General features: G+C 70.5%; 10 protein-coding genes and 1 pseudogene. 5 read left to right on the plus strand and 6 right to left on the minus strand.

Annotated elements, in window-relative coordinates:
- The coding region (gene glgB / locus SSP24_RS41010) for a 1,4-alpha-glucan branching enzyme (protein ID WP_141316135.1) at nt 1-1,257 on the plus strand (1,257 nt) is incomplete at its 5' end.
- A 152-nt stretch (nt 1,258-1,409) separates the two neighbouring features.
- On the opposite strand, the gene SSP24_RS41015 is transcribed toward glgB, so the two are convergent.
- From SSP24_RS41015 to SSP24_RS41030, 4 genes are all read right to left on the minus strand, one after another.
- The gene (locus SSP24_RS41015; protein ID WP_141316137.1) at nt 1,410-3,623 is read right to left on the minus strand and encodes a HelD family protein; all 2,214 of its coding nucleotides are present in this window, start codon (nt 3,621-3,623) and stop codon (nt 1,410-1,412) included.
- Between the two features lie 179 nt (nt 3,624-3,802).
- Nucleotides 3,803-4,117 carry a thioredoxin gene (gene trxA, locus SSP24_RS41020; protein ID WP_141316139.1) on the minus strand — a complete coding sequence of 105 codons (315 nt, stop codon included), beginning with the start codon at nt 4,115-4,117 and terminating at the stop codon, nt 3,803-3,805.
- On the minus strand, nt 4,114-4,494 hold the full coding sequence (locus SSP24_RS41025; protein WP_141316141.1) for a MerR family transcriptional regulator: 381 nt from the start codon (nt 4,492-4,494) through the stop codon (nt 4,114-4,116). The genes trxA and SSP24_RS41025 overlap by 4 nt, the downstream gene beginning before the upstream one ends.
- A 162-nt stretch (nt 4,495-4,656) precedes the next feature.
- Nucleotides 4,657-6,063: a cation:dicarboxylate symporter family transporter gene (locus SSP24_RS41030; protein WP_141316143.1), complete on the minus strand. Its 1,407-nt coding sequence runs from the start codon at nt 6,061-6,063 to the stop codon at nt 4,657-4,659.
- A 177-nt stretch (nt 6,064-6,240) separates the two neighbouring features.
- On the opposite strand from SSP24_RS41030, the gene SSP24_RS41035 reads away from it, so the two are divergent.
- Both SSP24_RS41035 and SSP24_RS41040 read left to right on the plus strand, forming a co-directional pair.
- Complete coding sequence (locus SSP24_RS41035) at nt 6,241-7,884, plus strand: ATP-binding protein (RefSeq protein ID WP_141316145.1); 1,644 nt, start codon at nt 6,241-6,243, stop codon at nt 7,882-7,884.
- Nucleotides 7,881-8,567 (plus strand): response regulator, encoded by a 687-nt coding sequence (locus tag SSP24_RS41040; protein WP_141316147.1) that lies wholly within the window; start codon nt 7,881-7,883, stop codon nt 8,565-8,567. The genes SSP24_RS41035 and SSP24_RS41040 overlap by 4 nt, the downstream gene beginning before the upstream one ends.
- Here SSP24_RS41040 and SSP24_RS41045 read toward each other — a convergent pair whose 3' ends face one another.
- A complete protein-coding gene (locus tag SSP24_RS41045) occupies nt 8,568-9,101 on the minus strand; it encodes a hypothetical protein (RefSeq protein ID WP_141316149.1) in 534 nt (177 codons plus the stop codon).
- A gap of 66 nt (nt 9,102-9,167) precedes the next feature.
- Here SSP24_RS41045 and SSP24_RS41050 point away from each other — a divergent pair, with 66 nt between their 5' ends.
- Nucleotides 9,168-10,022, plus strand: a complete 855-nt coding sequence (locus SSP24_RS41050; RefSeq protein WP_167529862.1) for a 5'-methylthioadenosine/S-adenosylhomocysteine nucleosidase family protein — start codon at nt 9,168-9,170, stop codon at nt 10,020-10,022.
- 28 nt (nt 10,023-10,050) lie between these two features.
- On the plus strand, nt 10,051-12,039 hold the full coding sequence (locus SSP24_RS41055; protein ID WP_174864806.1) for a tetratricopeptide repeat protein: 1,989 nt from the start codon (nt 10,051-10,053) through the stop codon (nt 12,037-12,039).
- Nucleotides 12,040-12,080: 41 nt separating this feature from the next.
- Here the strand turns inward: SSP24_RS41055 and SSP24_RS44725 are convergent.
- A pseudogene (locus SSP24_RS44725) lies at nt 12,081-12,422 on the minus strand (hypothetical protein); the annotation flags it as partial.

Consider the following 12,422-nt stretch of genomic DNA (forward strand, 5'->3'; position numbering starts at 1 on the left):
AAGTACTTCGTCGACGCCTGTCACCGGGCGGGCATCGGCGTCCTCATGGACTGGGTCCCGGCGCACTTCCCGCGGGACGACTGGGCGCTGGCCGAGTTCGACGGGCGTCCGCTGTACGAGCACGAGGACCCGCTGCGTGCCGCGCACCCCGACTGGGGGACGCTGGAGTTCGACTTCGGCCGCAAGGAGGTGCGCAACTTCCTGGTCGCCAACGCCCTGTACTGGTGCGAGGAGTTCCACATCGACGGCCTGCGCGTGGACGCGGTCGCCTCGATGCTCTACCTCGACTACTCGCGCGAGCCGGGCCAGTGGACGCCGAACGAGCACGGCGGCCGGGAGAACCTGGACGCGGTGGCGTTCCTCCAGGAGATGAACGCGACCGTCTACCGGCGCAACCCCGGCGTGGTGACGATCGCCGAGGAGTCGACGGCCTGGGACGGCGTCACGCGTGCCACCCACCACAAGGGCCCGAGCGGCTTCGGCGGCCTCGGCTTCGGCCTGAAGTGGAACATGGGCTGGATGCACGACTCGCTGCAGTACATGGCGCACGAGCCGATCCACCGCAAGTACCACCACCACGAGATGACGTTCTCGATGGTGTACGCGTACAGCGAGAACTACGTCCTGCCGATCTCCCACGACGAGGTGGTGCACGGCAAGCGCTCGCTGGTGTCGAAGATGCCGGGCGACTGGTGGCAGCAGCGCGCCAACCACCGCGCCTACCTGGGCTTCATGTGGGCCCACCCCGGCAAGCAGCTGCTCTTCATGGGCCAGGAGTTCGCGCAGGGCGCGGAGTGGTCCGAGGCGCACGGCCCGGACTGGTGGCTGCTCGACCCGCAGTACGGTGCCGAGGCCGACCACCGCGGCGTCCGCGACCTGGTCCGCGACCTCAACACCGTCTACCGCCACACCGCCGCGCTCTGGCAACGCGACACCCACCCCGAGGGCTTCGAGTGGATCGTCGGCGACGCCGCCGACGACAACGTCCTGGCCTTCCTCCGCTACGACGCCACAGCCGCCCCGCTCCTCGCCATCAGCAACTTCTCCCCGGTGGTCCGCCACGACTACCGCGTAGGCGTCCCCGACGACATCCCGGCCTGGCACGAAACCCTGAACACGGACGCCCACCGCTACGGCGGCAGCGACGTGACCAACCCCGACCCGCTCAAGCCGGAAGCCATGCCGTGGCACGGCCGCCCGGCCAGTATCCGCCTGACGCTGCCACCACTGGCGACGGTGTGGCTGCGGCCGTCATAGCCGGGGCGTGCCCCGCCCACCACTCGGCCAACCGAGTCGGTCCACCTTGCCGACTGGTCCACCTCTTGGCCGACCGAGTCGGGTGGTGGGTGGGCATAGGCCCGGGGGTCTGGGGGCGGAGCCCCCAGCGGCGGTCATGCCGGCGCCGGGGACTACTCGGCCAGCCCCCGCGGCAGCGGCCCCGTGTGCAGCACCCCCAGTCGCTGGGTCGCTCGGGTCAGGGCGACGTACAGGTCGCTCGTGCCGTAGTGGCCCGGCTCGACGACCAGGACCGAGTCGAACTCCAGGCCCTTGGCCTGGCGCGGGTCCAGGAGGACGACCGTGTGCGTCAGGTCGGGCTCGGCGTCCGCCGTCACGCCCTCCAGGTGTGCGGCGAGGCGCCGGTGGAGGGCGCGCGGGGCGATGACGGCCAGCCGGCCCTCGGCCGGGGTGAGTTCGTCGACCGCCTTGGCGACCGCGCCGGGCAGGTCGTCGGTGGCGCGGATCCAGGGACGTACCCCTGTGGACCGTACGGAGCTCGGCGGTTCGAAGTCGGGGTGCTCCGCCCGTACGACCGCCGCCGCGAGGTCCATGATCTCGGCGGGGGTGCGGTAGTTGACGCCCAGGCGCGTGTGCTCCCAGCGGTCCTCGACATAGGGCTGAAGGATCTTCGACCAGGAGCCGACCCCCGCCGCCTCCGCCGTCTGCACCGGATCCCCGACGAGCGTCATCGACCGCGTCGGGCTGCGCCGCATCAGCAGCCGCCACGCCATCGGCGACAACTCCTGCGCCTCGTCGACGATGATGTGCCCGAACGCCCAGGTACGGTCGGCCGCCGCCCGCTCCGCAGCGCTGCGGTGGTCGTCCTCCTCGTGCCGCTCGGCGAACCGCTCGGCGTCGATGATGTCGTGCGCGGACAGGACCTCGCTGTCCTCGTCGTCCTTGTCCTCGAACTCGTACGTCCGGGAGGCGTACGACACTTCCAGCACGCCCTGCGCGTACGACACCTGCCGCTCCCGCTCGCGTTCCGCCCGCGCCCGCGCCACCCGGTCGTCCTCGCCCAGCAGTTCGGCCGCCTCGTCGAGCAGCGGTACGTCCGCCACGGTCCACGCCCGCGTCACCGGCCGCCGGATGGCCGCGGCGTCGGCAGCGCTGACGTACCCCTCCGGCTCGGCGAGGAAGTCGGCGACCAGCCGTTGCGGGGTGAGCACCGGCCACAGCTGGTCGATGGCGGACCAGACCTCGGGGTTCTCGGCGATGTCGTCGCGGATCTGGGTGATGTCGCTGGCGTCGAGGAGGTTGGAACCGTCGTAGGGGTCGGTACCGACCCGCTCGGCGTACAGCTCGGTGAGGGTGTTGAGGATGTGCCCCTCGAAGTACTCGCGGGCCGCGTTGTGCGGCAGCTTCGCGGCGCGGGTCCGCTCGCGGGCGACGCCGACGAGGCCGTCGTCGAGCATCAGGATCTCGCGGTCGTGCTCGATCGCGATCACGGGGTCGGGCAGCGCCTGCCGGTCCCGTACGACGGCGGCGAGTACGTCGGCCATCTCGGCGCGGCCCTTGACCGCGGCCGCCTCCGGGGTGTCGGTCGCCGTCGCCTTGACGCCGGGGAAGAGTTCGCCGACCGTCGCCAGCAGCACGCCCGTCTCACCCAGCGAGGGCAGCACCTCGCCGATGTAGCCCAGGAAGGCGGGGTTGGGGCCGACGATGAGGACGGCTCGCTTGGCGAGCAGTTCCCGGTGTTCGTAGAGGAGGTACGCCGCCCGGTGCAGGGCCACCGCGGTCTTGCCGGTGCCGGGGCCGCCCTCGACGACCAGGATGCCCCGGTGCGGGGCGCGGATGATCTCGTCCTGCTCGGCCTGGATGGTCTGCACGATGTCGGCCATCCGGCCGGTGCGCGCGGAGTTCAGCGCGGCGAGCAGTACGTCGTCCCCGCTGGGGGCCTCGTAACCGGTCCTGATGGCGTCGTCGACGTCGAGGAACTCGTCGTGCAGGGCGGTGACGCGGCGGCCGTCGGTGGAGATGTGCCGGCGGCGGCTGAGGCCCATCGGGGTGTGGCCGGTGGCCAGGTAGAAGGGGCGGGCGACCTCGGCCCGCCAGTCGATCAGGATCGGTGTGCGCTCGGTGTCGTCGGCGCGCAGCCCGATCCGGCCGATGTGGTGGCTGGCGCCGGAGGTGAGGTCGATCCGGCCGAAGCAGAGCGAGCCGTCCACCGCGTTCAGCGCGGCGAGCAGCCCGGACCGCTCGGCGACGAGGATGTCCCGCTCCAGACGGGCCTGCATCGGCTTGTCGCCCTGCGCGAGCGCGTCCGTGACGGAGGACTCGGCGTCGCCGCGCAGCACGTCGACGCGCGCGTACAGGCTGTCGATGAATTCCTGCTCGCGGCGCATTTCGTCGTCTGGAATTCCGCTGTTTGACAATTCCGCTCCCGCCCGGATATACTGTGCCTACTGAACTTCTCCGCGACTCAATTCCCGTGAAGTCGCGAACCATTGAATATACGCAGAGAAATCCCCCGAGCGCAATTGCTCGGGGGATTTCTTTACGCCCGGTTCAGGGTCTGCTCAGGTCACAGGACTTCGGAGATCTCCTCCAGGAGCCGCCGCTTGGGGCGGGCGCCGACCATCGATCGCACGGGTTCACCCTCGCGGAACACCATGAACGTGGGCATGGAGAGCACCTTGTAGGCGTTCGTCGTCTCCGGATTGGCGTCCACGTTCAGCTGCACCACCTTCAGCCGCTCCGCCTCCTCGGCGGCAACCGCCTTGAGCACGGGCGCCATCTGCCGGCACGGCGGGCACCAGTCCGCGGTGAACTCCACCAGCACCGGCCGGTCCGCCTCCAGCACCTCTGTCGCGAAATCCGCGTCGGTCACGTCGTTCACCACTGCTGCCCTCCCAGTTCGCACTTCGGATCCTCGGCGAGTGCCAGCCGCACCCCGATCTGCGCCCGCACCGCCTGCAACTCGCCGATCAGCGCGTCGAGCTCGTCCAGCTTGCGCCGGTAGACCGCGAGCGAGGCGGGGCAGGCGTCGCCCTCGGGGTGCCCGGCCCGCAGACACTCCACGAAGGGCCGCGTCTCCTCCAGGTCGAACCCGAAGTCCTGCAACGTCCTGATCTGCCGCAGCAGCTTCAGGTCCCGCTCGTCGTAGTCCCGGTAGCCGTTAGCGTCCCGACGCGCGGGCAGCAGCCCGCGCGCCTCGTAGTACCGGAGCGTCCGCGTGGTGGTCCCGGCCCGTTCGGCCAGCTCGCCGATTCGCATGCGTACGAACGTAAGCCTTGACGTCGGGGTCAAGGCAAGGGCGTCAAGGCAAGCCCGCAGGGCCTGGGCAAGGGTGAGCCCGGGCGGCTGAGCGACGGGGGAGCATCTCAGCCGCCCGGGCGTTGGGGGGTGGTACCCGAGGTGGGGGGAGTAATGGCGGGATCAGGCCTTGGCCAGTTCCTTCTCGCCGCCCGCGATCTGCTGGGGCACCTCGGCGTCGTCGGCGGAAGCCGCGCCACCGCCGCCGTGGCCGTCGTCGAGCAGCGTCTTCTCGTCGAACGGCAGCCGGCCCGCGAGCACCTCGTTCACCCGCTCCTTGTCGATCTCCTTGGTCCAGGTGCCGATCAGCACGGTGGCGACGGCGTTGCCCGCGAAGTTGGTCAGGGCGCGGGCCTCGCTCATGAAGCGGTCGATGCCGACGATGAGGCCGATGCCGTCCACCAGGGCGGGCTTGTGGGACTGGAGACCGCCCGCGAGGGTGGCGAGCCCCGCGCCGGTGACACCGGCGGCGCCCTTGGAGGCGACCAGCAGGAAGAGCAGCAGCGGGATCTGCTCGCCGATGCCCATCGGCGTACCCATGGCGTCGGCGATGAACAGGGACGCCATGGTCATGTAGATCATGGTGCCGTCGAGGTTGAAGGAGTAGCCGGTCGGGACGGTGATGCCGACCACCGGCTTGCTGACGCCCAGGTGCTCCATCTTCGCGATGAGCCGCGGCAGCGCGGACTCGGAGGATGAGGTGGACAGGATCAGCAGGAACTCACGGCCCAGGTACTTGAAGAGCGTGAGGATGTTCAGGCCCGAGACGATCCGCAGCAGCGCGCCGAGCACGATGAAGACGAACAGGACGCAGGTGACGTAGAAGCCGAGCATCAGCACGGCGAGGCTCTTGAGCGCGTCGAGGCCCGCGGAACCGGTGACGGCGGCGATGGCGCCGAAGGCGCCGATCGGGGCGGCCCACATGATCATCGCGAGGATGCGGAAGACGAGCCGCTGGATGTGCTCGATGCCGCGCAGGATCGGCTGTCCGGCGGAGCCCATGGCCTGCAGCGCGAACCCGGCGAGCAGCGCGATCAGCAGGGCCTGCAGCACCTCGCCCCCGGTGAAGGCGGAGACGATGGTGGTCGGGATGATGCCGAGCAGGAAGTCGGTGGTGCTCTTGGCCTCCGCGTCGACCTGCGCGTGACCGGTCTCGCGGACGGCGTCGGTGATGGCGAGGCCGGTGCCCGGCTCCAGAATGTTGCCGACGATCAGGCCGATGCCGAGCGCCACCAGGGACATCACCAGGAAGTAGACGAGGGCGATTCCGCCGACCGCGCCGACCTTGGCGGCCTTCCGTACGGAACCGATACCGAGGACGATCGTGCAGAAGATGATCGGGGCGATCATCATCTTGATCAGGTTCACAAAGCCGGTGCCTATGGGCTTCAGCTCGACGGCGAAGTCGGGGGCGGCCAGGCCCACGGCGATGCCGAGTGCGACCGCGACGATCACCGCGATGTAGAGATAGTGGGTGCGGTCCCGCTTCGCGGCGGGTGTGGCAGGTGCCGTATCGGCTGCGCTGGTCACGGCTGCCCTCCTTGACGACGTCATCGGCATCACCGGCGTGCGGCTCACGTCCGGGGGAAGTGTTGTCCGGGGCATTGCCCGCGAATGAACGAATGCCGTGACTATCTCCCGAGCTGTGAGGGCGGTCACCCTTCCGTTCATTTAGTTCACGCTTAACGTCGGGGGCACACTGACGACATGCGCATCCGTATACCGAGACCCCGCAGCCTGGCCGGGCAGCTGTTCGCCATGCAGGCCGTGCTGATCGCGGTGCTCGTCGCCGGATACGCGCTGTTCACCTACGTCAGCGACCGCAGACAGGCGGAGGACGCGGCGGGCCGCCAGGCGATGGCGGTGGCCCGCTCGATCGCCGACTCGCCCTCGGTACGGGAGGCGATCCGCACCTCCGACCCGACGGCCGAGCTCCAGCCGTACGCCCTGCGCGTCATGCGCGACACGGACGTCGACTTCGTCACGATCATGAACCCGCGGGGCATCCGCTGGACCCACCCCGACCCGAACCAGATCGGCGGCCGCTTCCTGGGCCACATCGAGCCCGCCCTGCAGGGCAGGTCCTTCACCGAGACGTACACGGGCACCCTCGGCCCGTCCGTCCGCGCGGTCACCCCCGTCCACGACGGCCCGCGCATCGTCGGCCTGGTCAGCGCCGGCATCCGGGTCGAGGCGATCAGCGAGCGGGTACGGGGCCAGCTCACCGCCCTGATCGGCGCCGCGGGCGGCGCCCTCGTCCTGGGCGCGGTCGGCACCTACGTCGTCAACGCCCGCCTGCGCCGCCACACGCACGGCATGAACGCGGCCGAGCTCAGCCGGATGCACGACTACCACCAGGCGGCGCTGCACGCGGTGCGTGAGGGGCTGTTGATGCTGGACGGGCAGTACCGGGTGGCGCTGATCAACGACGGCGGGCGGGAGCTGCTCGGCGTGAGCGGCGATGTCGTGGGCCGCTCGGTGGCCGATCTGGGCCTGCCGGCCCCGCTGACGGGCGCGCTGCTGTCCGCGCAGCCGCGGGTGGACGAGGTGCACCTGACGGCGGACCGGGTGCTGGTGGTGAACACGTCACCGGTGTCGGGCGGGGAGCGGCGGGGCACGGTCGTCACGCTCAGGGATGTCACCGAACTGCAGTCGCTGATGGGCGAACTGGACTCGGAGCGGGGCTTCACACAGGCTTTGCGGTCGCAGGCGCACGAGGCGGCGAACCGCTTGCACACAGTGGTCTCGCTGATCGAACTGGGCCGCGCGGAGGAGGCCGTCGACTTCGCGACCGCGGAGCTGGAGCTGGCCCAGGCCCTGACCGACCAGGTGGTAGCGGCGGTGAGCGAGCCGGTGCTTGCGGCCCTGCTGCTCGGCAAGACGGCCCAGGCCAATGAGCGGGGCGTGGAGCTGGTGGTGTCGGAGGACAGCCGCCTGGACGACGGCCTGCTGCCGCCGTCGCTGCCCGCGCGGGACCTGGTGACCATCCTGGGCAACCTCATCGACAACGCGGTGGACGCGGCGCAGGGCAGCGTGCGGGCGCGGGTGACGGTGACGGCGTACACGGAGGGCGGCGAGCTGGTGCTGCGGGTGGCGGACACCGGGGAGGGCGTGGATCCGGCGCACGCGGAACTCGTCTTCCAGCGGGGCTTCACGACGAAGTCGGCCGGGCCCGGGGGGCGGGGCCTGGGGCTGGCGTTGGTGCGGCAGGCGGTGCACCGGCATGGCGGGACGCTGTCGGTGACGGCGGCCGCCGGAGGCGGGGCGGAATTCGAGGTGCGGTTGCCGTTGGCGGAGGGGGCCGCGGCAGCCGGGGGTGCCGGTGGTACGGCTGCGGGAGGCCGCGCATGACAGTCGAGAAGCCGATCCGTGTGCTGGTCGTCGAGGACGATCCCGTCGCCGCGGACGCGCATGTGATGTACGTCGGCCGGGTGCCCGGATTCGTCGCGGTCGGCAAGGCCCACACGGGCGCGGAGGCGCGGCGGGCGCTGGAGCGGACGCCGGTGGACCTGCTGCTGCTGGATCTGCATCTGCCGGATGTGCACGGGTTGCAGTTGGCGCGGTCTCTGCGGGCAGCGGGATACCACGCGGACGTGATAGCGGTGACGTCGGCGCGGGATCTGGCGGTGGTGCGGGAGGGCGTGTCGCTGGGGGTCGTGCAGTACGTACTGAAGCCGTTCACTTTCGCCACGCTGCGGGACCGTCTGGTGCGCTATGCCGAGTTCCGGGGAGCGGCCGGGGAGGCCAGCGGCCAGGACGAGGTCGACCGCGCCCTGGCGACGCTTCGGGCGCCGACGCCCGCGGCGCTGCCGAAGGGGTTGAGCGCACCGACGTTGGAGCGGGTGACGGTGACGCTGCGGGACTGCGCCGACGGGATGACGGCGACGGGGGTCGCGGAGGCGGTGGGCATTTCGCGGATCACGGCCCGCCGCTATCTGGAACATCTGGTGGACGCGGGCAGGGCCGCGCGCAGTCCGCAGTACGGGACGGTGGGGCGGCCGGAGTTGCAGTATCGGTGGGTCAAGGGGCAGTAGTCAGCGGAACGGCCGGGCGTAGGTGACGACTTGCCATCCCAGTCCGATGACGATGGCCGCCTCGGCAACGGAGAGGACGATCAGCCCGGTCGCAGTCTCCCCCGCGATCCAGTAGACGGCGAGTCCTGCGAGGGGGACGACGCAGAAGGCCAGCAGGTCTACGGCGCACTGGATGGCCTTGCAGTAGCGGCGGCGGACGTCGGAGCGGTGGGCGGTCTCCCAGGTGAAGGCCTCTGGTGCCTGGGCGAGTCGGGCGAGGCGTGGGCCGAGGTCCTCGCGGATGTGCTTGCCGATCGCGGAGATCTTCTCGTCGTTGACGAGGTAGGTCCAGCCGAGGACGACGCAGACCGGAGGGAGGGCGAGCAGCATGTCGGGCCGTTTCGCCTGTGCGGTGGCGGCGATGACGGCAGCGACGATGGTGAGGGTGACGTAGAGGAGGTTGTCGCGGAAGCCGATACGGGTCTTCTGCTCGTCCTTGACGGTCTGGTACTCGGCGAGGAGCAGCTGGCCGACGGTGACGTCTTGTTCCGGCACTCGCTCGTCCCCCTTGTCGGTTCCAACAGTGCCTGCTCGCAGGCCACTTGGAAGTACCTTAAGCGGGTGCCTGAGACCAATCCCACTGTCGTCGTCCTGACCGCGCTCCCCGTCGAGTACGACGCGATGCGCGCCCACGTCGAGGACGTCGAGGAGCTTGTCCACGACGACGGGACGCGCGTCGAGCGTGGTCGCCTCGGGGGTACGCCGTGGACGGTGGCGATCGCCGAGCTGGGCGAAGGTGCCGTGAACGCGGCCGCGCTGACGATGCGGATCGTCTCCTGGCTGCGACCCCAGGCACTGCTGTTCGTGGGCGTCGCGGGAGGGCTCAGGGATGATGTCGAGATCGGTGACGTAGTGGTCGGCACCAAGGTGTACGCCGTCCAGGGCGGCAAGCAGACGCCGTCGGGATTCCTGGCGCGGCCGGAGGTCTGGCACGGCTCGCACCGCTTGCTGCAGGCCGCCCGTTCGGCACTGCGCGACCTGGAGGGGGTGCGGGGGCACCATAAGCCCATCGCCTGCGGGGACGTCGTCCTGGCCGACGACAGGTCCGCCTTCGCCGAGTACATCAGGCGGACCTACAACGACGCGTACGCGATCGAGATGGAGGGATCAGGGGCTGCTCATGCGGCGCATCTCAGTGGCCAGTTGGACGCGCTGGTGATCCGGGGGATCAGTGACCGCGCCAACCCCGGCAAGCACGCGGCCGACGCGTCGGGGTCGCAAAAACGGGCGGCCGCACAGGTGGCGTCGGTGGCGGTGGCGGTGCTGCGGAAGCACCGGCCGCGTGGGCCCGGCGACTCCGAGGAGGGGCCCCATCGCGGGCCGCAGTACGGAGGGGACCACCTCGACTTTCGGGGGAGCACCTTTCACGGGCCGTTCGTTGCCAAGCGGGTCGAGCGAGGGGACGGGGAGTGGTAGTCGGGGTGCCGTTCATGGGCCGGTGCCGGTGGCTACGGCCGACTTGCCGGCGGTGCCTGCCGGGTTCACCGGTCGGAAGGACGATCTGGCTCGGCTGATGCCGGTGCTCGATCCGTCGGCGGAGTCCGATCTGCTGGTGGTGATCTGTGCGGTGTCTGGGCTTGGCGGGATCGGGAAGACGTCGCTGGCGCTGGCGGCTGCCCACCGGGCGGTGCGGGACGGGTGGTTCCCGGGCGGGACGTTGTTTGTCGACTTTCGGGGGTACGACGAGGATCCCGCCACGGCGGAGCAGGCGCTGATCGCGTTGCTGGACCGGCTCGGCGTGCGGGGCACTGATCTTCCGCAGACGGCGACCGCGCAGTATGCCCTGTACAGGCGGCTGCTCGCCGAGGAGCACCACTCCATGCTGCTGCTCTTCGACAACGCCTCGGACCCGGCCCAGCTGTCGCCCCTGATCCCTGGCACGGACCATCACCGCGTCCTGATCACGTCCCGGGACCGGCTGACCGACCTCGACGCTCGGTTGATCGACTTGGACGTGCTCAAGCCGGAGGATGCGGCCGGTCTCGTCGGCAGGTCCCTGCGGCTGAGTGATGAGGGTGACGGGCGGGCCGGCCGGGAGCGGGAGGCGGTGGGCGAGCTCGCGGTGCTGTGCGGCCATCATCCGCTGGCGCTGCGGATCGCGGTCGGCATGCTGCGGAAGCGGCGGTACCGGTCGATCGCCTCGCTGGTGGAGGAGCTGCGGAGGGCCGAGGACCGGACGCGGGCCTTGGGGGTGCGGCCGGTGTTCGACGTGGCCTACGGACAACTTGCGGCGGAGCAGGCCAGGTTGCTGCGCCTGTTGTCCGTGGCTCCTACGGCCGAGGTCAGCGGTGAGGCGGCAGTGGCCTTGGCGGGGCTGCCCGACGAAGAGACGTTCGCCCTGCTGGAGGGGCTGGCTTCCGCCCATCTCGTGACGCCGGTGTCGACGGGTGGGGAGGTGCGGTGGCGCCTGCATGACTTGGTGCGGTTGTTCGCAGCAGGCATGGCGGCGGGTGGTGCGGACCTGCGGGAGGAGGGGGATGCGGCGCGCGAGCGGCTGCTGGCGTTCTACGTGCGGTGGGCCGAGGCGGCCGACCTGCGGTTCCAGTGGCTGCCGGGGATGGCGGAGCCGGAACGGTTCACGGACCGGGTGCGGGCGTTCGCCTGGCTGGACGCCGAACGCACCGGGCTGGTCGCGGCGGTGCAGTGGGCGCGCGAGGAGCGGTACGCGGCGATGGCGGTGCGGCTTGCCGGATGCCTGATCCGATACCTGGAATGGTGGCGGCACCTGGACGACGGGATCACCGTGGCCCGTACCGCCCTGGAGACCACTCAGCGCCTGGGAGACCACCCCGGCGAGGCCGTGGCATGGAACCGCCTGGGCATGGTGCTGCGATCGGCCGGCCGACCGGAGGAGGCGATCGAAGCCTGTCTCCGCGCCCGCGACCTGTTCCAAGACCTCGGGAACCGCTCCGGCGAGGCCTGTTCCTGGGACGACCTCGCCAACGCCCTGGCGGTGAGCGGCCGCATGGAAGAGGCGATCGAAGCCCACATCCGTAGCCGCGGTCTGTACCAGGCACTCCAGGATCGCCGCGGCGAGGGCAACGCCTGGAACCACCTCGGCGCCACCCTGCAAGATGTGGGCGAGTCGGAGGAGGCCATCGATGCTCACGCCCGAGCCCGCGACCTGTACAAGGCAGTCGGAGATCTGAACCGTGAGGCCCTGGCGTGGACCAACCTCGGCACGGCCTTGGGCACGGCACACCACATCACCGAGGCCATCGAGGCCTTCACCCGCGCGTTGGACATCCACCGGGGGTTCGAGGACTGGCTCAGGGTGGGCGGCGTCCTGCACAACCTGGCGGTCGCCCACGAGCTGAGCCACCAGCCCACCGAAGCCCGCGCCCACTACCTCCAAGCCGCCGACGCCTTCACACGAGCCAACGCCCCCAACCGAGCCGCCCGTGCCCAATCTGCCGCACGCGCATTGACCTGACTAGACCACTCTTCATACGTTCACCGGGCAGACAACCGTTCCTAGAGACTGAGTGGGAGTGAGTCCTGTTGCCAGGACCCGTGCTCAGCCGAACGCCCCGAACGGTGTTGGGCGTTCTGGTCCACCGCGTTCGCTCCGCGTCCGGCGCGCACGGATCGTGTCCGTGTTCCGGGGATGCGGGGGCGGTTTCCCTCACGCCCCGGAGTGCCCGGTCGGGCCTGGACGGTCCGATGCCCCACACGATCACTCCGGTCGTGTGGGGGCGGTGCCATCCGTCGCCGGATCGGGTGCCCCAGGGCGCGCCTGCCGATCGCCACGGCGGCTGCGTCGTGGCGAGTGATCTTCCTGGTCTTGCTGGTGAGGGGCTTTTGCCAGTGCTGGGC

Source organism: Streptomyces spinoverrucosus (genome assembly GCF_006539505.1).
GTDB classification, from domain to species: domain Bacteria; phylum Actinomycetota; class Actinomycetes; order Streptomycetales; family Streptomycetaceae; genus Streptomyces; species Streptomyces spinoverrucosus.